Raw genomic sequence first — 19,373 nt, 5'->3', positions numbered from 1 at the left:
CAGATGCGCCGCTACGGCAAGCACACCGACGAGGACGACATCCGCTCCCGCCCCAACCGCAAGGGCAACCGGCCCCGTTCCAACATCCGCCCCAAGCACGAGGACGCGGTCGAGGGCATGGTCCTGACCGTCGACCGGGGCCGGCTCACCTGCCTCGTCGAGGACCGCGTGGTGATGGCCATGAAGGCCCGCGAACTGGGCCGCAAGGCCGCTGTGGTGGGCGACCGTGTCGGCATCGTCGGCGATCTGTCCGGCGAGAAGGACACCCTCGCGCGGATCGTGCGCATCGAGGAGCGCAAGTCGGTGCTGCGCAGGACCGCCGACGACGACGATCCGTACGAGCGCGTGGTCGTCGCCAACGCCGACCAACTGGCGATCGTGACGGCGCTGGCCGACCCGGAACCGCGCCCGCGGCTGATCGACCGCTGCATCGTCGCGGCGTACGACGGCGGGCTCACCCCGCTCCTCGTCCTGACCAAGTCGGATCTGGCCTCGCCCGACGAACTGCTGGAGAAGTACGGCGCGCTGGGCGTCCCCCATATCGTCACCACGCGCGACGAGTTCGTGGACGGCGCCGCGGCCGACCGGGTCTACGAGCACCTCCGGGGACGGACCACCGTGTTCGTCGGCCACTCCGGTGTCGGCAAGACGACCCTGGTCAACGCCCTTGTCCCGAAGGACCGTCGACGGAGCACGGGCGTTGTCAACGCGGTCACGGGCCGCGGCCGGCACACCACCACATCGGCGCTGGCCCTGCCGCTCTCGGGCAAGGAGGGCGGCTGGGTGATCGACACCCCGGGCGTGCGCTCCTTCGGTCTGCACCATGTCGATCCGTCCCGCGTGATCCTCGCCTTCCCCGATCTCGTACCGGGTACGGAGGGCTGTCCGCGGGCATGCAGTCATGACGAGCCGGACTGCGCGCTGGACGAGTGGGTCGCCGAGGGGCACGCGGATCCGGCGCGGCTCTACTCATTGCGGCGTCTGCTGGCCACCAGGGAACGACGCGAGGGGGACTGACTCCCGCACGTTTGCGGCCCGCCGCAGTTGGTAAGTGCATAATCGCACCAAGTCCGACGAAGCAGTCACCGACTGATGCGGGAGGCACAGACCATGGCGTGGCTGCTGGTAGTGGTCGCCGGAATCCTGGAGACGGGGTTCGCGGTCTGCCTCAAACTCTCGCACGGCTTCACCAGGCTGTGGCCGACCATCGCGTTCGCCGCCTTCGCGCTGGGAAGCTTCGGTCTGCTGACGCTCGCCCTGAGGAAGCTCGACGTCGGTCCCGCGTACGCGGTGTGGACGGGCATCGGCGCGGCGGGCACCGCGATCTACGGAATGATCTTCCTCGGCGACCTGGTGTCCACCCTCAAGATCGTCTCGATCTCGCTGGTGATCGTCGGCGTCATCGGTCTCCAGCTGTCGGGCTCGTCGCACTGACGGCCTCACTGACCCACTCGCCGACGGCCCCGCCCACGGCCGTGCGCACCAGCTGCCCGACCCCTTCGCCGACGGGCGCGACCACATGGGCGAGCGCGAGCCGCGCCGCCAGCTCGCAGCGACGCGCCACATCGGCCGGCTCCTCCTTCGTACGCCCCTCGGACAGCCCTTGTTCCAGCGCGGCCACCGAGCGGTCCCGTACCGCCGCGACCAGCTCCGACGGGGACGGCGGCCCCGCGTCGGCGCGCCGCTGGGCGGGCACCCCGGACAGCACCGCACCGCGCCGGGCCGGCCTCGGCGCGGGCAGCCGCTCACCCCAGCAGGCGGTGAGCAGGGCCCGCAGCAGCGGCCTCGCGCGCGCCTCGGCGACGGTCCACTCGGCGACCGAGACCAGCCGGTCCGCGGCCCCGGTCCGCTCGGCCAGCAGCCGCTCCACGCCATGGAGATATGCGTCGGCCTCGCGCCGCACCATGGCGCGGGCGAGACCGTCCTTGCTGCCGAACTCGTTGTAGAGGGTCTGCCGCGAGACCCCGGCGGCGGAGGCGACATCGACCATCCGCACCCCCGACCAGGGCAGATCGGCGAGCGCCGCGAGAGCGGCGTTCAGCAAGGACTCGCGCGCTGTAGGCATCGTCGCCTCCCCGGCCGTACGGCTCTGCGGCCGTGCGCCTCTTGGGCCGTGCGGCACTGCGCTCAGAGTTGACGCGCGGCCATCCACTGTCAAGAGCCCTGCCGGACAGGGCCCGGAAGCCGGGCGGGACAGGGCCCCAGGACCGCCCACTTGCGCCCGGATAGAGTGACGACCATGCCCGACTACCACGACGATCTGCGTCTTGCCCACGTCCTCGCGGACGCCGCCGACGCCGCCACGATGGACCGGTTCAAGGCTCTGGACCTGAAGGTCGAGACCAAGCCGGACATGACGCCGGTGAGCGAGGCCGACAAGGCGGCGGAGGAGCTGATCCGCGGACAGCTCCAGCGGGCGCGGCCGCGTGACGCGATCCTCGGCGAGGAGTACGGCATCGAGGGCACGGGCCCGAGGCGCTGGGTGATCGACCCGATCGACGGCACCAAGAACTATGTGCGCGGAGTGCCGGTCTGGGCGACGCTGATCTCGCTGATGGTGCAGGGCGAGGGCGGCTACCAGCCCGTCGTGGGCGTGGTGTCGGCCCCGGCGCTCGGCCGCCGCTGGTGGGCGGCGCAGGGCGGCGGCGCGTACACCGGGCGCAGTCTGAGCTCGGCGAGCCGGCTGCGGGTCTCCAAGGTCGGCCGGATCCGGGACGCCTCGTTCGCGTACTCCTCACTGAGCGGCTGGGAGGAGCAGGGGCGGCTCGACGGCTTCCTCGATCTGACCCGGGCCTGCTGGCGCACACGCGGCTATGGCGACTTCTGGCCCTACATGATGGTCGCCGAGGGTTCGGTGGACATTTGTGCCGAGCCGGAACTGTCACTCTGGGACATGGCGGCCACAGCGATCGTCGTCCAAGAGGCGGGCGGATCCTTCAGCGGTCTGGACGGACGCCCTGGTCCGCACAGCGGCAACGCCGCCGCGTCCAACGGTCTGCTCCACGAAGAGCTGCTGGGATATCTCAACCAGCGCTACTGACAGTCAACTGGCGGGCGTATACACCCTTTTCCGCCCGTGCGTGCCCCCTTGCTGCCCCGTCCCAGGGCTGCGACTCTGAGAGTCCCCCCACTTGTGAACTTGTGAATCGGTTCCCGAACAACCGATCCACCAAGGAGGTGGCTCCATTCATGCTCGTCCGTGACGCCATGAGCACGGTGGTCCTCACCATCGGACCCGCACACACACTCCGCCAGGCGGCCCGCCTGATGGCCGCGCGCCGCGTCGGCGCCTCCGTCGTCCTCGACAGCGACGCGGGCGGTCTCGGCATTCTGACCGAGCGCGACATCCTGAACTCGGTGGGTGCGGGGCAGAACCCCGACCTGGAGCTCGCCGGCACCCACACCACCACCGACGTCGTCTTCGCCGCGCCGTCATGGACCCTGGAGGAGGCCGCGGAGGCCATGACACACGGCGGCTTCCGGCATCTGATCGTGCTCGACAACGACGGACCCGTCGGCATCGTCTCCGTACGCGACATCATCCGCTGCTGGGCACCGGCACGGCGCCACCCGGCAACGCTCGCCGGATAGGCCGGGTGGCCGGATCCCCGGGTGGGGATCCGGCCCTCGTCAGGCGGTTTGGGCGGGCGCTTGTTTGGACTTCATCCAGATCAAGCAAGTGTCCAAAGTCACACCCGTTCGGGAACTGGGACGTGCCACTGCTAGGCTGGTCCTTATGAGTGACCTGTTGGGACGACTTCGCGGACGTGGCTGGCGCATGACGGCGCAGCGGCGTGTCGTGGCCGAGGTCCTCGACGGCGACCATGTCCACCTGACGGCCGACGAGGTACATGCGCGCGCCGTGACGAGGCTGCCCGAGATCTCCCGGGCGACGGTGTACAACACCCTGGGCGAGCTGGTCAACCTCGGCGAGATCCTCGAGGTCTCGACGGACCGCCGCGCCAAGCGGTACGACCCGAACGCGCACCGCCCGCACCAGCACCTGGTCTGCGCCCAGTGCGGCGCGATCCGTGACGTCCACCCCGCGGGCAACCCGCTGGCGGACCTCCCGGACTCGGAGCGCTTCGGCTTCACGATCTCGGACGTCGAGGTGACGTACCGGGGTACGTGCCCGAACTGTGCGTCGGCCTGACGCTCAGGTTTCCCGAAAGCCCGGCACCAAGAGGTGCCGGGCTTTCGCTTACCCTTCCGGCATTTTTTCGGCACACGACGAAGGCCCGGATCCTGATGGATCCGGGCCTTCGTCTTCAGTAGCGGGGACAGGATTTGAACCTGCGACCTCTGGGTTATGAGCCCAGCGAGCTACCGAGCTGCTCCACCCCGCGTCGATGAATGCAACACTACGTCACCCCGCCGACCAGCGCAAATCGATATTCGTCTCTACATCCGCCGCTACGCCGTGAGCTCCTGGTGGAGCGCGTCGCGCAGCCGTGCCGCACGCTCCGCCACCTCGGCGGGACCCAGTTCGACGGCACGTGCGCACCACCGCTGCCCCTCGGTCAGCTCGCCCCTGCGGGCCGCGAGGAGGGCCAGGCGCAGCGCTGCCCGGCCGTGCCCCGCGCGGGCCGCACGGGCCCACCACAGGGCCGCCTCGCGCTCATTGCCCTCGCGGGCCAGGAGCAGCCCGAGGTTGAAGGCGCCGTTGCGGCTGCCCGCCTCGGCGGCCTCCCGGTACCAGCGTGCGGCATCCGCCATGTCTCCGCGAGTCGCGGCGAGCATTCCCACCCGTACCTGGGCACGACGGTGCCCCTGCTCGGCGGCACGCTCGTACCACTCCTCGCACTCGCTCTTCTCCGCCATCGGCTCGCCGAGCGCGGGCGGGCCCGGCGGCGGCTGGCGGGAGTCGAGCACGGTGGCGAGCCGGAACGCGGCCTCGGCGCTGCCGCCGCCCGCCGCGCAGCGCAGATGCCGCTCGGCGGCCTGCTCGTCGCCGTCCCTGAGCAGCGCGATACCGACCTGGAGGGCGGCCTCGGTGTGCCCGGCGGCCGCTGCCCGCTCGTACCAGGACAGGGCCGTACGGTCGTCGTCCCGGCCGACGTAGAGGATGCCCAGGTTGAAGGCGGCGTCGACGCTTCCCGCCTCGGCGGCCTTGGAGAACCAGGGCTCGGCGCCGGTCGCGTCCCCGGCCTGCAGCAGCAGTACGGCTAGCGCGTTGGCGGCCTCGCGGTGCCCCGCGTAGGCGGCGCGGCGGTACCACTGCTCGGCCTGCGGCGTACGGTCCTGGGCAGCGCAGAGCAGCCCCAGGTTGTACGCGCCGTTGACGTCACCCGCGTCCATGGCGGCGCGGTACCAGCGCTCGGCGGTCTGCTGCTCACCGCGGGCGGCGTGCAGCGCGCCGAGGGCGTTGGCGGCATTGCCGTCACCGTCCTGCGCGGCGCGCAGCCACCAGACGGCGGCGCTCTCCTCGTCACCGGCATCACGCAGCAGGAATCCGAGCGCGCAGGCGGCGCGGGCCTCACCGTCCTTGGCGGAGGTGAGGTACCAGCGACCGGCCTCCTTGAGCTCGCCTCGCTTCTCCAGGATCGCGCCGAGGTGCAGCGCGGCCCGCCGGTGCCCACGGGCGGCGGCCTGCTGGTACCACTGAGCGGCCTCGTCGAGTACGGAGAGCTCGCCGCCCTCGCCCCCGGCGACGGGCGCGGGAACAGCGGATGCCGGGGCACCCGCAGCGAGACCGATCGCGCCGCCGCCGGCACCCGACGTACCCGAAACCGCGCCGGCAGCCAGGACCGCGTCCCCGCCGCCCGCACGACCCTGCGCCTGCACGCGCGCCGCGTTCTCCGTGCGCCCCAGAACCAGGCCCACGTCCCCTCCAGCGCGTGCCTCTTCCGCCGCCCGGCGCTCCAGCGCGCGGGCAAGCCGGTAGGCCGCCTCACGGTGTCCCTGCTCGGCCGCTGCGCGCAGCCAGCGCTCCGCGCCCACGTCGCTGCGGTGCTCCAGCAGGTCGGCGAGGGCGTACGCCCCCAGCGCATGCCCCTGCTCGGCGGACTGGCGCAGCCAGTACTCCGCAGCCGGCTCGTCGCCGCGCTCGCGGAAGTGGCGCCCCAGCGCATGGGCCGCGGCCGCGGAACCGGCGACGGCGGCGATACGCCACCATCCGGCCGCCTCGTCGGCGTACCCGCGCTGGTGGAGCAGGACACCCAGGTTGTTGGCCGCGGCGCGGTCGCCCTCGGCGGTCGCGGCACGCAGGTACGGCTCGGCGCCGTCGAGGTCGCCACCGCGCAGCAGCAGCGCGCCGAGCACGCTCATCGACGCGGTGTCGCCGCTTTCGGCCGCGCGCCGGTGCCGTGCCTCGGCCCCGGCGGTCTCCACCGAGTCGGCACTTCCACCACCGCCGGCGCCGTCAACGTTGTCAGCGGCTACGGCAGAACTGGTCGCATCCGCCACGTCTCCGGCATGCCGCTGCACAAACCGCCCTGTCTCCAACAGAGTTGCCCTGTCCCCCATAAATTCCATCGTCGCACCACCCGCAACCCGCGTACACCTGGTATACCGCAGCCAGTGAGGTCACTTCAGCGTTTTGTCGACATGCCCACAGAGAGATAAGTCAAACACGCCGAACCCCAACTCGCGCCACGCGGCACACAGTTCTCACCGGCAGCACATACGCACGAAGAGGGCCCGGATCCTCAAAGGATCCGGGCCCTCTTCATTTTCAGTAGCGGGGACAGGATTTGAACCTGCGACCTCTGGGTTATGAGCCCAGCGAGCTACCGAGCTGCTCCACCCCGCGCCGTTGTGTTGCAACCGTACCACGGCGCGGGATGGTGCCTGCTCAGACGCCTTCAGCCACGGTCAGCCGCCCTTGGACGGGGTGGCCGTCGGGCTGGGCTTGGACTGCGCCTCGGAGAGCCTGCGCAGCGCGTCGTCAAGAGCCTCCTGGGCCTTGCCGTACGCCTCCCAGTCCTTCGGATCCTTCGACAGCGCCGCCTCGGCGTCCTGATGCGCCTTCAGGGCATCCGCGATGGCTGCCTTCGTCGCCGCGTCACCGGTCGCCGGTGGCTTGGTGCCCGGTGGCGGTGTCGTCGTCGGCGGTGGCTGCTCGGTGCCGACCTGCCCGAAGGCCGCGTCAAGTGCTTCGGAGAGGCTGTCCTTGAAGACCGGCTTGCCTCCGCCGTAGGCGGCGGCCACCTTCTTCAGCAGCGGGTAGTTCGCGCTGCCGCCGCGTGCGTACACCGGCTCGATGTAGAGGAAGCCGCCGTCGAGCGGCACCGTGAGCAGGTTGCCGTACTCGATGTCCGAGTCGGTGCCTCTGAGGTTTCTCACGAACTCGGCAACGTCGTCATTGCCGTTGAGCTCACTCTGCACCTGTTGTGGACCTTGCACGGTCTCGGTGACTCTCAACAGCCTTATCGTGCCGTACTTGTCGCTGTTGGCATCGGCGTCGACCGCCATGAAGGCACCCAGGTTGGGGCGCCCGGCCGGCGTGAACGTCGTCGTCAGCGAGAACTTCTGCGTCTGGTCGCCGGGCATCTTCAGGCTCAGGTAGTACGGCGGGACGGCGCTGGTGTCCTTGTTCGTCGGGTCGTCCGGCACCTGCCAGGCGTCCGAGCCGCTGTAGAACTGCTCGGGCTCGGTGACGTGGTACCGGGTGAGCAGCTCGCGCTGCACCTTGAACATGTCCTGCGGGTACCGCAGATGGGCCTTGAGCGAGGGCGAGATCTCGTCCTTCGCCTTCACCGTGCCCGGGAACGCCTTCATCCAGGTCTTGAGCACCGGGTCCTGGGTGTCCCACTGGTACAGGTTGACCGTGCCGTCGTACGCGTCGACGGTCGCCTTCACCGAGTTGCGGATGTAGTTGACCTGGTTCTGCTGGGCGACGACCGCGCGCTGGTTGGTGGTCAGCGAGTCGGCAGTGGTCTCGCCCAGCGTCGTACGCGAGGCGTAGGGGTAGCCGTTGGTCGTGGTGTACGCGTCGACGATCCACTGGATGCGGCCGTCGACGACCGCCGGATAGGCGTCGCCGTCGATGGTCAGCCAGGGGGCGACCGCCTCGACGCGCTCCTTGGGCGTGCGGTTGTACAGAATCCGCGAGCCCTCACCGACGGCTCCCGAGTACAGGATCTGCGGCTCGCTGAAGGCGACTGCGTACGCCGCGCGGTTGAGCGGGTTGGAGAGGTTGACCCCGCTCTTGCCCTTGTAGCTCGTGTACTTGGTGGGCCCGACGCTCGCCTCGTAGTCGAGCTCCTTCTGCGGGCCGCCGACGATGGAGTACTGCTCCGTCTTCTCGCCGTAGTAGATCCGCTGCTCGTACTTGCCGAGCTGACCGCCGGTGGGCATTCCGGCCTCGGTGAAGTCGGGCGAGCCGACGGTGCCCTTGTCCGGGTCCGTGATGGTGTTCGTGCCCTTGGCCGCGATCGCGCCGTAGCCATGGGTGTAGGTGAAGTGGTCGTTGATCCAGTTGCGCTTCTGGATGCCCTTGATGTTGAGCTCGCGCAGACCGATGACCGTGTCCTGCGGCTTGGCGTCGGGGCCGGTGTAGCGGTCCACGTCGAGGGTCGCGGGGAACTGGTAGTACTTGCGCTCTTGTTGGAGCTGCTGGAAGGCGGGCGAGACCACGTTCGAGTCGACAAGTCGGTAACTCGCCGCCGAAGGGGCGGCAGCGCGCTGCTGGGCCTTCCGCTTGGGGTCACCCTTGCCGGAGTAGTCCTCGGGGTTGGCCTTGTCGATGCCGTACGCGTGACGCGTGGCCTCGATGTTCTTCTTGATGTACGGGCTTTCCTTGGCCTGCTCGTTCGGCTGGACCTGGAACTTCTGCACGATGGCCGGGTAGAGGCCGCCGATGAGGATCGCGGACAGGACCATCAGCCCGAAGCCGATCACCGGGAGCTGCCAGGTGCGGCGCCACAGCGTCGCGAAGAACAGCAGAGCGCAGATGACGGCGATGCAGAACAGGATCGTCTTCGCCGGCAGGTAGGCGTTGGCGTCGACGTACCGCAGGCCCGTCCAGTTGCCAGTGGCCTTGAAGTCGCTGGACTTCACCGCGAGGCCGTACCGGTCGAGCCAGTACGCCACGGCCTTGAGCGAGACGAAGACGCCCAGCAGCACCGAGAGATGCCCGGTCGCCGCACCGGTCGCCCGCGCGCCGGGGCTCGTGATGCGCAGCCCGCCGTAAAGGTAGTGCGTCAGCGCGGCGGCGATCAGCGAGAGCACGGCGGCCGCGAAGCCGAAGCCGAGGAGGAACCGGTACCAGGGCAGATCGAACGCGTAGAACGACACGTCCATGTGGAACTGCGGGTCCTTCTGGCCGAAGGACACGCCATTGACCCACATCAGCCAGGTGCGCCACTGACCGGTGGCGGAGGCTCCGGAGATCAGCCCGACGAGAGCGGTGATCCCGAGGAGCACCCACTTCTTGTACGGCGCGATGCCCATCCGGTACCGGTCGAGGCTCTGCTGCTCCAGCGACATCGCGCTCAACGGCGGGCGCAGCCGGTGAGCGAGCCAGATGTTGACGCCGACGGCCGCGGCCATCAGCAGCCCGAAGACGGCGAACAGTCCGACCTTTGTCCACAGGGTGGTGGTGAAGACGGAGGAGTAGTGCACCGATCGGTACCAGAGCCAGTCGGTCCAGAACCCGGCGAACATGACGAACGCCATGGCCAGAACGGCCAGGACGCCCAGCGTCATGAGCAGGGTGCGGACCCGCCGGGACGGCCGGCCCACTCTGATCCGTGGCCCTGTCGGGCCTCCGCCGCGGTCCGGCATCTGGAAAGCCAACGTGCGCACCTCGAAGTTCGCGGTCGTGTGAAACGGGCCCCGCGATCGTAGAGCCCACTACTGCAACTTACTGAGGCTTTACCTAGTTCCCGTCTTGGGGCCGGAAGGAGGCAGGATATTGGCCATGCCCAACGTTTCCCCCTCCGGCCCCCCGATGGCCGCCAGCCCGCTGACACGCGCCGTGCTCGAAATCGACGAGTACGCGTCCGGCCTCGGCTGGGACCAGCCGGCCAGGCTCTTCGCGCTCGTCGACACCGCACATCTGCGCTCCCACGAACCGGGCCTCGCGGCCCAGCTCGGCCTCGACGCCGACGAAGCGGCCGCGCCGCTCACCCCGATCGAGCAGGACGAGATCCCGGCCGGCACCCCGCTGGACGAATTCCTCGCAACGATCGCCTGGCCGGACGCGGTGGCGGGCTGCGCGCTGACGGTGGAGCGCCAGATGCTCCCGCCCTCGGCAGAGTCCTCGGTCCCGGCCGGCCTCGACGACAAGGCTCTCACCAAGTGGGTCTCGTCCCATCCCGACCGCCAGGAGGTCCGCATGACGGTCGGGGTCCTCCGCGACGGCACCCGCGAATCGGCGCTGCGCCTGCGCGAGAAGGACTCCCCGAAGGAGGTCCTGACGGGCTCCGCCCTGGTCCCGGGCCTGGCGGAGGCACTCGCGGCGACGTTCGAGGCGTAATCAGCTCTGCAACACCGCCGTACCGGGCCCGTGGCCCGGATACGGCGGTGTCTGCTGCTTGCACCACGGGCGCGGACTCATAAGGACCGAGGCGCAGTCCGGCAAGGCCCGGCATCAGCCCCCGGGGGCCTGTGGGGGCACCCCCCGGTTCCGGGGAGCCCGCCGCCCAGCTCGCCAGGGGCCACAAGCCCAGCTGTCGCGCGAAGCGACCGAAGCACAGGGCCGACCGCGGGCTCATGCACCGTGGCGCAGTCCCGTGACAGCCCCAGCATCAGCTGGCACAGCCGCGGCGCGAACCCGCCGCGATCAGGATCCGGGGCGCAGCCCCCGGCGGCACCACTCCGGGGACCTGGGGGCACCCCCCAGTTTCGGGATGGGGGTACCTCCCAGGCGAAGCTCTGGGGGAGGGCGGGCCTGGGGAGCAAACCCCCCGCTCAGCCCGCCGCGCAGCCCACCAACCCCGCCGTGTCCCCCGACCGAATCTTCTCCAGCGACTTCGTCGCATCGGCGATCGTGTTGACCTTCACCAGCGTCAGCCCGTCCGGAATGTCCGACACCGCCGCCGCACAGTTGTCGCTCGGCGTCAGGAAATACTGCGCCCCCGCGTTCCGCGCCCCCACCAGCTTCATCTCGATCCCCCCGATCGGACCGACCTTCCCCTTGTCGTCGATCGTCCCGGTGCCCGCCACGAACTTCCCGCCCGTCAGGTCCGCCGGCGTCAGCTTGTCGACGATCCCGAGGGCGAACATCAGCCCCGCACTGGGCCCGCCGACATCCGCCAGGTTGATGTCGATGCTGAACGGAAACGTGTGGTCGGTACCAGCCTGGATGCCGACGATCGCCCGGTCGCCCTTGTCCGCCTTGACCGTGGTGATCGTGACCTTCTCCGTGGTGTCCGGCTCCTTGCCCGCCTTCTCCGCCGCGGCTGCCTCCTTCGCGGGCACGATCGTGAAGACCACGTCTTGGCCGGGCTTGTGCTTCACGACCAGCTTCGCGACGTCGCCCGGCTCCTTCACCGCCGTACCGTCCACCGCGCGGATCACATCCCCCGCGTGCAGCCGGTTCTCCGAAGGCGTGTTCTTGAGGACCGTGGAAACCACGACCCGCGACTTCACCGGAATCTTCAGCTGCTGTAGCGCCGCGACCTTGGCGCTCTCCTGCGACTGGGAGAACTCCTCGGCGTTCTCCTGCGTCGACTGCTCCTCGGTCTTCCCGTCCGGGTAGAGCGTGTCGTGCGGCACCACCACGTTGTCGTGGGCCAGCCAGCCGTACACCGCCTCGACGAGGTTCATCTTGTAGTCCGCGCCGGTGACCCTGACCGTCGTCATATTGAGGTGGCCACTCGTCGGGTACGTCTTGCGGCCGGAGATCTGCAGGACCGGCTCGCCACCGGCCGCCCCGAGCGTGTTGACCGTCGGCCCGGGCGACATCTCCGAATACGGCACTGTAATGAACACCCCGGCGCAGAGCAGCGCGATGAAAATCAGGGTGGAAGCGAGCATCGTCGCGGTGCGGCGTGGCATGGAACGACAGTACGGGACGGGCCTGTCAGTGCACCGCCGGGGCCAGTCCGTACGTGGCAACTTGGCAACTGCGTACGGTCAGCGGCCGGGTCCCCCGGTCACGCGGCGTCAGGCGGCGTCGGTACCGGAGCCTGCTCTCTCCATCGCATCGCGGAACCGCGCATATCCCGCAAGCTCGGCAACATCCCCCGACGTCCGGTTACGTGAAGCCCAGCTTCCCCATATCGCAGCACCCACGGCAGCGAAAAACGGAATCAGCAGCCAAGCGAGTGCTGCCATCGCGACCCCCTTACCCCATGAACGTACGCAACTGAGTGATCAGCAGATTAGTGTCTGCGAGTTCAACACTCGTGGCAGGGGGGTGGTTACGCAAATCAGGCGCTTGGTGACTCTCCGGGTTTCATCCGATCGTGCCTCAGCAGGCGCCGACCCACTCCTCCGTGCCGTCGGAGAACTTCTGGTGCTTCCAGATCGGCACTTCGTGCTTGAGGTCGTCGATCAGCTTCCGGCAGGCCTCGAAGGCCTCCCCCCGGTGCGGGCACGACACAGCGACGACGACCGCCAGATCGCCGACCACCAGGTCACCCACACGATGGACCGCGGCAAGCGCCCGTACGGGAAACTCCGCCGTCACCTTCTCGGCGACACGGCGCATCTCGGCCTCTGCCGTGGGATGGCAGGAGTACCCCAGCGTGTCCACATCCGCGCCGCCGTCGTGATTGCGCACGGTGCCGACGAACAGCGCGATGCCACCCGCCGCGTCGTCGCCGACGGCCGCGAAGACCTCGTCGACGGAGAGCGGGGTGTCGCGGATCGCGAGCAGACGGATGGGGTCCTGGGCCGCCTGTTCACCGGGGTGGTCGTACGTGCTTGCCATGCCGTCCATCGTGCCGTACGCCACTGACATCGCGAAATAGCCCATTCGACCGGCCGCGGCGTTACCACCTTGGAGCCTCCTACATACGGCGCCTGGCCTTGCGCGCACGCCGCACCAGCGCGGCCGTACCGAGCAGCGCCACCGTCGCGCCCGCGGCGCCGGCCGCGGTCGCGTCCTTGCGGCCGAGGCGGCGGCCCGCGACCGTGTGGCGGCCCTCTACCTCCTCCAGCAGCGCAGCCAGGACTTCCTCGTTGGTCCACTGAGGACGCCAGCCCGCATCGTGGAGCCGGCTCACACTGACCACCCAGGGGTGCATCGTGTACGCCAGATCCCCGGCCGGAGACGGGGTGAGGCCGATCCGGTGGAGCCGAGCCGCAGCGCCCAGGGCGACCGCCGAGGGCAGCTCCATCCTGCGGATGCCGCTGAGCTCCTCGACCTCCTCCTGTTCGAGCCAGCCGTCGCAGCCGACCGCGAGCTCGCCGTCGACCTTCTCCAACGCGGCGTACTCCAGGGCGGTCACCAGGTCCTCGACATGGCAGAACTGCCAGGTGGGACGAGATCCGGCGACCACAAGGAGGCGCGGCGACTCGAAGTAGCGGGTCAGCGCGGTGTCCGTACCGCCCACCAGGACAGCGGGCCTTACCACCGTGACGTTCAGACCGGGGTGGGCGCGCGGGGCACGGCGGCCCAGGCGTTCGATCTCCAGCAGGTCGCCGACGCCCGTGGCTTCGGCGGTGGCGCGAAGCTCCGCGTCCTCCGAGAGGGGGATGTCGTTCTCGGGCAGCGCCCCGTAGACCATTGCCGAGGTGCACAGGACGACCCGGTGGACGCCCGCCGCCGCGGCGGCGGTCAGCACCGTCTGTGTACCGCGCACGTTGTATGCCGAGCGGGCGGCCGGGTCGGTCTCCAGGTCGAGGTCGAGCGCCAGGTGCACGACAACGTCCGCGCCCCGCAGCTTCTCGGCGATGGCCGGGTCACGTACGTCGAGGATGTGCCACTGCGCCTCCGAGACCTCGCCCCGGCGCTCGTCGATCGCGATGACCTGCTTGATCTCGTCGGACCCGGTGAGGCGCCGGGTGAGCAGGTCACCGACGCCCGTGGCGGCACCGGTGATCGCGACCACGGGGCCACGGCCGGCCGACCCGCGGCCCGGGGCCGAGGTCTGGGTTGAGTGGTTTCGCGCTGCGCGAACCTGCGGATCTGGGGAACTCACCAGGCGTCTCCAGCGGTTGTCTTCAGTACGTGAGCGAATGAACGCGTACGTACCAGGTGGCGTCCATCCTGCCGCAGGCCAAAGGTCGGCGGAGCACTGAGCCCATATGCGACCCGCATGTCTACGCTGGGTGTGTAGTCGGGCAGCCGCCGCCGGCAGGAAGCCGGCGGCCCTACGAGCCGAGGAAACCCGTGAGTGACACCCCATTCGGATTCGGCCTTCCGCCGGAGGAGCCGGAGAACGGCGACGAGGGCAAGAAGAAGGATCCCGCCGGAGGTGGCCAGGGCTCCGGCGGGCCTTCGCCTGCCAATCCTTTCGGTTTCGGCTTTGGCGACGGCGCGGACAATCCGTTCGCCGCGATGTTCGGCTCCCTGAACCCGAACGACCTGGGTGCGGCCTTCCAGCAGCTCGGCCAGATGCTGAGCTATGAGGGCGGTCCCGTGAACTGGGACATGGCCAAGCAGATCGCGCGCCAGACGGTCTCCCAGGGCACGCCGGACGGCACCAAGGACCAGAGCGTCGGCCCGGCCGAGCGCACCGCGGTCGAGGAGGCCGTGCGCCTCGCCGACCTGTGGCTGGACGGAGCGACCTCGCTTCCCTCAGGCGCCAGCTCCGCCGTGGCGTGGAGCCGCGCCGAGTGGGTCGAGGCGACCCTCCCTGCGTGGCAGCAGCTCGTCGACCCGGTCGCCGAGCGCGTCGGCCTGGCCATGGGCGATGTGCTGCCCGAGGAGATGCAGGCCATGGCAGGCCCGCTGATCGGCATGATGCGCTCCATGGGCGGCGCGATGTTCGGCCAGCAGATCGGGCAGGCCGTGGGCGTGCTGGCGGGCGAAGTGGTCGGCTCGACCGACATCGGTCTGCCGCTCGGCCCGGCCGGCAAGGCCGCGCTCCTGCCGCTGAACGTCGAGGCGCTCGGCAAGGACCTCGGGGTGCCGAAGGAGGAGGTGCGGCTGTATCTCGCGCTGCGCGAGGCCGCCCACCAGCGGCTCTTCGCGCATGTGCCGTGGCTGCGCTCGCATCTGTTCGGCGCGGTCGAGGCGTACGCGCGCGGGATCAAGGTCGACACGTCCAAGCTGGAGGACGTGGTCGGCCAGTTCGACCCCCAGAATCCCGAGCAGCTCCAGGAAGCTCTCCAGCAGGGCATGTTCCAGCCGGAGGACACCCCCGAGCAGAAGGCGTCACTGGCCCGTCTGGAGACCGCGCTCGCGCTCGTGGAGGGCTGGGTGGACGCGGTGGTCCACGAGGCCGCATCGACGCGTCTGACCTCCGCGGACGCCCTGCGAGAGACGCTGCGCAGGCGGCGGGCATCAGGCGGTCCCGCCGAGCAGACGTTCGCGACGCTGATCGGCCTTCAGCTGCGTCCGCGGCGGCTGCGGGACGCCTCGCGGCTGTGGGCTTCGCTCACCGACGCACGGGGCGTGGACGGGCGTGACGGCCTGTGGGCGCACCCGGACATGCTGCCGACGGCAAGCGATCTCGACGACCCCGACGGCTTCGTCCACCGTGAGCAGCTCGACTTCTCCGAGCTGGACAAGATGCTCGGCGAGGCCGCGGGCGGCAGCAAGCCGAGTCTCGACAAGGACCTCGGCAAGGACGACGACGAGGGCGACAAGGACAAGTGAGCCTGCACGACGAAGCGGTCCTCGTACTGAAGAGCTACGAGGACCAGGAGGAGCTGCGCCGGCTCTATCTGGACCATCTCGCGGCGCATCCCGACGGAATGTGGAAGGCCTGCGGGGCGGGGCATGTCACGGCGAGCGCGCTGGTCGTCGACCCTGAGCGCGGGCGGGTGCTGCTGACCCTGCACAAGAAGCTGGGCATGTGGCTCCAGATGGGCGGCCACTGTGAGCCGGACGACACGACGCTGGCGGCCGCCGCGCTGCGCGAGGCCACGGAGGAGTCGGGGATCAGCGGCCTGACCCTGCTGCCCGGCGGCCCCGTACGGCTTGACCGGCATCCGATTCCGGCCCCCTGTCACTGGCATCTCGATGTGCAGTACGCGGCGCTGGCTCCGTCCGGAGCGGTCGAGGAGATCAGCGAGGAGTCTCTGGATCTGCGCTGGTTCGCGTACGACGAGGTGGCGGAGGTGGCCGACACGTCGGTCGTACGACTGCTTGAGATGACGCGCGCGGCTCTGTAGCGAGCCAGGGTGCGCAGCGACGCGTAAGGGGCGGCCTCCGGGGAGGCCGCCCCTTACCTGTGCCCTGTGCGTCAGCTCCAGGCGTTGTTCTGGTTCTGGGCGTGGGCGCCGTGCTGGCCAACGCCGTACTGCGCACGCAGGCCCTGTCCGATCTCCGCGCCCTGCGGCGGCATGACCTCACTGGGCTGCACCAGCGCGAAGCCCTGGCCCAGGAAGCTCAGCTCCCAGCCCTCGCCGGTGTTGCCACGCCTTCGCCGTACACCGGAGGAGTGCGTCTGCGCCTGCATCTGCACCCGCAGCGCGGACGACCAGGCGACGATCGCATCGGCGTCGACATTGACGTACTTGTCGGGCGTCACCTGCATCATCAGCGGCTGGCCGGAGGTCATCAGCGCGACCTTGCCCCGGCCGGAGATATTGAGCTGGTACTTCCCGGAGCCGGAGATTCCGTACTGGCTGTCCACCGCGATGACTTCGGTGTGGAGCGTGGAGTCGAGCGCCAGGACGTATGCGCTGTCGACCGTCATCCCCTCCTGGTCGACGTCCACGACATGGACGTACTGCGCGAGGTTGGCGAAGTAGACGGTGCCCTGCCCGGAGCAGCGCATCAGATCCAGGCCCTCGCCGGTGTTGGCGCGGGCACGGCGCTGATTGCTCGTCTGGTACTCGCCGTCGAAGTCGACAAGACCCTGGTACGCGACCATGGCGCCCTTGCGGGCGAGGACGTCGTCGTGGCCGGTGAGCGCGACCCGCAGGAGCTGCGGGTTCTGCACGACGTACCGGTCCTGGGACTGCTGTTCCGTGTTGCTGAAAAGCGGACTCTGCATGGCGTGTTCTCGCTCCCCCTCAGTTCCGGATCCGCAGGCGGTCGGTACTGTCCTCGCTCGGCTGTACGACGACGATGCCCTGGCCCGAGAAGGCCATCTGGTACGCCTCTCCGCTGCCCCGCCCGATCAGCGAGGAAGCCTTGAAGCTGCGCTTGCCCTTCACCTTCAGGTTCGGGGACCAGGCGACAAGGGCGTCCGGGTCGACATAGGTCTCGTCCTCGCCGCGGCCGCAGTCGACGACGATCGGCGTGCCGCGCGACGTGAGGGCCACCCAGCCGGTGCCCGCCACCTCGACGTTCCACAGGCCTTGGCCAGCGAACTTGGCCAGGCCCTTGACCCGCTCGACGCCCCACTGGAGATGCGCGTCGAAGGCAAGCAGGTTGGTGCCGTTGACCGAGAGCGAGTCGTTGTTGAGGTTGATGACGACGACATCCGCGCCGTAGTCGGCGAGGTAGAGCAGTCCGTCGCCGGAGCACTTCATGATGGGCGCGCCCTCGCCGGTCACCCACTGGGAGGCGATCTGGCGGACGGCGGGCGGGTTCGGCTCGTACTGCACGAAGCCTTCGTAGGCGACCATCGAGCCGGTGCGCGCGTACAGGTCCTGGCCGCTGGACATGGCGACCTTGAGCATGGCGCGGCCGTGGTTCTCCATCCGGGCCGCCATCGGTGTCGGGGCGAAGCCCGCGAGTTGCTGGTTCATTTCTTCGGGCTCCCTCAGACCTCGTACGGCTGGACGACGATGAAGTTGCCGGGAGCGCCCCGGAACTGGAGGTTGACGGTCTCTCCGCTGTGTCCCGGGTACGCGTTGCGGCGAAGCCGGACCTGGCTGGAGAGGATCACCTGGGACGCTGCCGACCAGGCGACGACCGCATTGCAGTCGGCGAAGGTCGTCGGCGTGACCGGGAGGACCACGGGGACGCCCTGGGTCTTCACGACGACCGTGCCGGTGCCCTGGAACATCATCGTGAACAGCGCGCCGCCGGGTATGCCGTGGCCCTCGATCCTGCGGACTTCGTGCTGCAGGGACTCGTCGAAGGCGAGGACGTTCTCGGCGGAGACGCAAATGCCGTCGCCCTGCAGCTCGATGGAGTGCAGATGCGCGCCGTCCTCGGCGAGGAAGACCTGGCCGCGGCCACTGCAGCGCATCAGCTGCATCTCCTGGCCGGTGGCGTTGCCGACAATGCGGCCGGCGAAACCGGCGCCCTTGTAGCTGAAGTCGACCTTGCCCTGGTACATCACCATGCTGCCCTGGCGGGCCAGCACGGGCATGCCCCCCATGGTCAGATCGACCCGCATGACCTGCTGGTTCTGCGGGGTCCAGCGCTGGCCGGTGGCGGTCTCGCGGTACGGCTGGAGGGCGGCCTGGAGACCGGCTCCCGTCTGCGGGACGCCCTGAGGAACGCCCTGCGGAACCCCTTGCGGCATGCCCGGAGGCTGCTGCCCGTACGGGGACGGCGCCTGCTGTCCGTACGGCGAGGGCGCGCCCGGCGGGACCTGGCCGGGGACCTGCCCCGGCATCTGTCCCGGGACCTGGCCGTACTGCGGCTGCTGGGGCGTCTGTCCGTACGGAGCCGGCGCGGGCGGCGGCACAGTGCCCGCGGGCGGGCTCATCGGGGCCGCGATGGTGGGCGCGGCATGCATCTGCGGGTTCGGCTGAGGGGCCGGGGCAGGTGCGGGGGCCGCAGGGGCGCCGAACGAGGGCGCGGGCTGCGGGGCCTGAGGCGCCTGCGGTGCGGCCGGTGCGCCGAACGCCGGAGGCGCGGTGGCCTGCGAGGGCGGCGCGAACGACGGCGCGGCGCCCTGGGGCTGCTGCGCGGCCGGCTGCTCCTCGGCGACCTCGCCGCCGAAGTTCTTGAGCAGTGCGTCGAGTCCGCCGTCGAAACCCTGGCCGATGGCGGCGAAGCGCCAGACGTCCTTCAGATAGAAGTCGCCCAGCATCACCGCGCGCTCGGTGGTGAACTCCGAGCCGGTGAAGGCGTACCTGACGACCTCCTCGCCACCCGCGACGATACGGATGTACCCGGGGCCGACCTGCGACATCTGTCCGGCGCCGTCGATCGTCGCGGTGAAGGAGAGCCGGTGGATGTTCGCCGGAATGCGGTCCAGAGTGACGCGGAATGACTCGGTGTCACCGGACTGCGCGCCAAGCAGCTGGATGGACTCCTCGGGTGACTTCGGCTGGTTGAAGAAGATGAAGTACCGGTCGTCCGAAAGCTGCTCGTTGGCGTCGAGTCCGAAGCAGCTGATGTCGAAGGTCAGCCCAGGAGCGGCGATCTGCACACCTACGTACAGATCCGTTCCCGGCGTGAGATCACTGATCTTGGCCTTGTGGCCGCGTTGGAATTCCCTGGCCATGCGTAACGACCGTCCCCC

17 protein-coding genes and 2 tRNA genes are annotated in these 19,373 nt (G+C 69.7%); 8 read left to right on the top strand and 11 right to left on the bottom strand.

From position 1 onward, the window contains the following. Window positions 1-3 precede the first annotated feature (3 nt). A complete protein-coding gene (gene rsgA / locus OG741_RS26345) occupies window positions 4-1,017 on the top strand; it encodes a ribosome small subunit-dependent GTPase A (protein WP_266487215.1) in 1,014 nt (337 codons plus the stop codon). Between the two features lie 93 nt (window positions 1,018-1,110). Then, window positions 1,111-1,434: a multidrug efflux SMR transporter gene (locus tag OG741_RS26340; protein WP_328682331.1), complete on the top strand. Its 324-nt coding sequence runs from the start codon at window positions 1,111-1,113 to the stop codon at window positions 1,432-1,434. Here OG741_RS26340 and OG741_RS26335 read toward each other — a convergent pair. Then, the gene (locus OG741_RS26335; RefSeq protein ID WP_405601841.1) at window positions 1,400-2,065 is read right to left on the bottom strand and encodes a TetR/AcrR family transcriptional regulator; all 666 of its coding nucleotides are present in this window, start codon (window positions 2,063-2,065) and stop codon (window positions 1,400-1,402) included. The genes OG741_RS26340 and OG741_RS26335 overlap by 35 nt on opposite strands. A gap of 174 nt (window positions 2,066-2,239) precedes the next feature. On the opposite strand from OG741_RS26335, the gene hisN reads away from it, so the two are divergent. From hisN to OG741_RS26320, 3 genes are all read left to right on the top strand, one after another. Then, window positions 2,240-3,040, top strand: coding sequence for a histidinol-phosphatase (gene hisN, locus OG741_RS26330; RefSeq protein ID WP_405601840.1), 801 nt, complete (start codon window positions 2,240-2,242; stop codon window positions 3,038-3,040). Window positions 3,041-3,189: 149 nt separating this feature from the next. After that, window positions 3,190-3,591 (top strand): cyclic nucleotide-binding/CBS domain-containing protein, encoded by a 402-nt coding sequence (locus tag OG741_RS26325; RefSeq protein WP_405601838.1) that lies wholly within the window; start codon window positions 3,190-3,192, stop codon window positions 3,589-3,591. Between the two features lie 145 nt (window positions 3,592-3,736). Then, window positions 3,737-4,153, top strand: a complete 417-nt coding sequence (locus OG741_RS26320; protein WP_405601835.1) for a Fur family transcriptional regulator — start codon at window positions 3,737-3,739, stop codon at window positions 4,151-4,153. Between the two features lie 119 nt (window positions 4,154-4,272). On the opposite strand, the gene OG741_RS26315 is transcribed toward OG741_RS26320, so the two are convergent. The 4 genes from OG741_RS26315 to OG741_RS26300 form a co-directional block, all read right to left on the bottom strand. After that, a tRNA-Met gene (locus OG741_RS26315) sits at window positions 4,273-4,346 on the bottom strand. Between the two features lie 67 nt (window positions 4,347-4,413). Then, on the bottom strand, window positions 4,414-6,474 hold the full coding sequence (locus tag OG741_RS26310) for a sel1 repeat family protein (protein ID WP_405601832.1): 2,061 nt from the start codon (window positions 6,472-6,474) through the stop codon (window positions 4,414-4,416). A 203-nt stretch (window positions 6,475-6,677) separates the two neighbouring features. After that, window positions 6,678-6,751, bottom strand: a tRNA-Met gene (locus tag OG741_RS26305). Window positions 6,752-6,813: 62 nt separating this feature from the next. Then, window positions 6,814-9,726, bottom strand: a complete 2,913-nt coding sequence (locus OG741_RS26300; protein WP_405605786.1) for a UPF0182 family protein — start codon at window positions 9,724-9,726, stop codon at window positions 6,814-6,816. Between the two features lie 136 nt (window positions 9,727-9,862). Here OG741_RS26300 and OG741_RS26295 point away from each other — a divergent pair, with 136 nt between their 5' ends. Next, the gene (locus OG741_RS26295) at window positions 9,863-10,420 is read left to right on the top strand and encodes a PPA1309 family protein (protein ID WP_405601830.1); all 558 of its coding nucleotides are present in this window, start codon (window positions 9,863-9,865) and stop codon (window positions 10,418-10,420) included. Between the two features lie 434 nt (window positions 10,421-10,854). Here OG741_RS26295 and OG741_RS26290 read toward each other — a convergent pair whose 3' ends face one another. The 3 genes from OG741_RS26290 to OG741_RS26280 all read right to left on the bottom strand — a co-directional run bounded on the left by OG741_RS26290 (window position 10,855) and on the right by OG741_RS26280 (window position 14,033). Further along, entirely contained in the window at window positions 10,855-11,943 is a 1,089-nt protein-coding gene (locus tag OG741_RS26290) for a PDZ domain-containing protein (RefSeq protein ID WP_405601828.1), read from the bottom strand. 415 nt (window positions 11,944-12,358) lie between these two features. Then, on the bottom strand, window positions 12,359-12,820 hold the full coding sequence (locus OG741_RS26285) for a molybdenum cofactor biosynthesis protein MoaE (protein WP_405601827.1): 462 nt from the start codon (window positions 12,818-12,820) through the stop codon (window positions 12,359-12,361). 79 nt (window positions 12,821-12,899) lie between these two features. Next, complete coding sequence (locus tag OG741_RS26280; protein ID WP_405601824.1) at window positions 12,900-14,033, bottom strand: SDR family oxidoreductase; 1,134 nt, start codon at window positions 14,031-14,033, stop codon at window positions 12,900-12,902. Window positions 14,034-14,224: 191 nt separating this feature from the next. Here OG741_RS26280 and OG741_RS26275 point away from each other — a divergent pair, with 191 nt between their 5' ends. Beyond that, on the top strand, window positions 14,225-15,655 hold the full coding sequence (locus OG741_RS26275; RefSeq protein WP_405601822.1) for a zinc-dependent metalloprotease: 1,431 nt from the start codon (window positions 14,225-14,227) through the stop codon (window positions 15,653-15,655). Beyond that, window positions 15,652-16,173 carry an NUDIX hydrolase gene (locus tag OG741_RS26270; protein WP_405601820.1) on the top strand — a complete coding sequence of 174 codons (522 nt, stop codon included), beginning with the start codon at window positions 15,652-15,654 and terminating at the stop codon, window positions 16,171-16,173. The genes OG741_RS26275 and OG741_RS26270 overlap by 4 nt, the downstream gene beginning before the upstream one ends. A 71-nt stretch (window positions 16,174-16,244) precedes the next feature. Here the strand turns inward: OG741_RS26270 and OG741_RS26265 are convergent, their stop codons facing one another. Genes OG741_RS26265 through OG741_RS26255 form a run of 3 tightly spaced genes read right to left on the bottom strand, consistent with a single transcriptional unit; the run spans window position 16,245 to window position 19,355 of the window. Further along, entirely contained in the window at window positions 16,245-17,000 is a 756-nt protein-coding gene (locus tag OG741_RS26265; RefSeq protein WP_405601818.1) for an AIM24 family protein, read from the bottom strand. 19 nt (window positions 17,001-17,019) lie between these two features. Next, a complete protein-coding gene (locus tag OG741_RS26260; RefSeq protein WP_266487198.1) occupies window positions 17,020-17,700 on the bottom strand; it encodes an AIM24 family protein in 681 nt (226 codons plus the stop codon). A 14-nt stretch (window positions 17,701-17,714) separates the two neighbouring features. Then, window positions 17,715-19,355: a TerD family protein gene (locus OG741_RS26255; protein WP_405601814.1), complete on the bottom strand. Its 1,641-nt coding sequence runs from the start codon at window positions 19,353-19,355 to the stop codon at window positions 17,715-17,717. Window positions 19,356-19,373 lie beyond the last annotated feature (18 nt).

This window comes from Streptomyces sp. NBC_01410, from assembly GCF_045040195.1.
Lineage (GTDB): Bacteria > Actinomycetota > Actinomycetes > Streptomycetales > Streptomycetaceae > Streptomyces.
This window is presented reverse-complemented; position numbering and strand designations above follow the sequence as displayed.

Coding starts and splice junctions, on each gene's coding strand:
- rsgA (WP_266487215.1), top strand. CDS start 4: ATGCGCCGCTACGGCAAGCACACCGACGAGGACGACATCCGCTCCCGC.
- OG741_RS26260 (WP_266487198.1), bottom strand. CDS start 17,700: ATGAACCAGCAACTCGCGGGCTTCGCCCCGACACCGATGGCGGCCCGG.
- OG741_RS26295 (WP_405601830.1), top strand. CDS start 9,863: ATGCCCAACGTTTCCCCCTCCGGCCCCCCGATGGCCGCCAGCCCGCTG.
- OG741_RS26310 (WP_405601832.1), bottom strand. CDS start 6,474: ATGGAATTTATGGGGGACAGGGCAACTCTGTTGGAGACAGGGCGGTTT.
- OG741_RS26340 (WP_328682331.1), top strand. CDS start 1,111: ATGGCGTGGCTGCTGGTAGTGGTCGCCGGAATCCTGGAGACGGGGTTC.
- OG741_RS26290 (WP_405601828.1), bottom strand. CDS start 11,943: ATGCCACGCCGCACCGCGACGATGCTCGCTTCCACCCTGATTTTCATC.
- OG741_RS26325 (WP_405601838.1), top strand. CDS start 3,190: ATGCTCGTCCGTGACGCCATGAGCACGGTGGTCCTCACCATCGGACCC.
- OG741_RS26335 (WP_405601841.1), bottom strand. CDS start 2,065: ATGCCTACAGCGCGCGAGTCCTTGCTGAACGCCGCTCTCGCGGCGCTC.
- OG741_RS26255 (WP_405601814.1), bottom strand. CDS start 19,355: ATGGCCAGGGAATTCCAACGCGGCCACAAGGCCAAGATCAGTGATCTC.
- OG741_RS26285 (WP_405601827.1), bottom strand. CDS start 12,820: ATGGCAAGCACGTACGACCACCCCGGTGAACAGGCGGCCCAGGACCCC.
- hisN (WP_405601840.1), top strand. CDS start 2,240: ATGCCCGACTACCACGACGATCTGCGTCTTGCCCACGTCCTCGCGGAC.
- OG741_RS26265 (WP_405601818.1), bottom strand. CDS start 17,000: ATGCAGAGTCCGCTTTTCAGCAACACGGAACAGCAGTCCCAGGACCGG.
- OG741_RS26320 (WP_405601835.1), top strand. CDS start 3,737: ATGAGTGACCTGTTGGGACGACTTCGCGGACGTGGCTGGCGCATGACG.
- OG741_RS26300 (WP_405605786.1), bottom strand. CDS start 9,726: ATGCCGGACCGCGGCGGAGGCCCGACAGGGCCACGGATCAGAGTGGGC.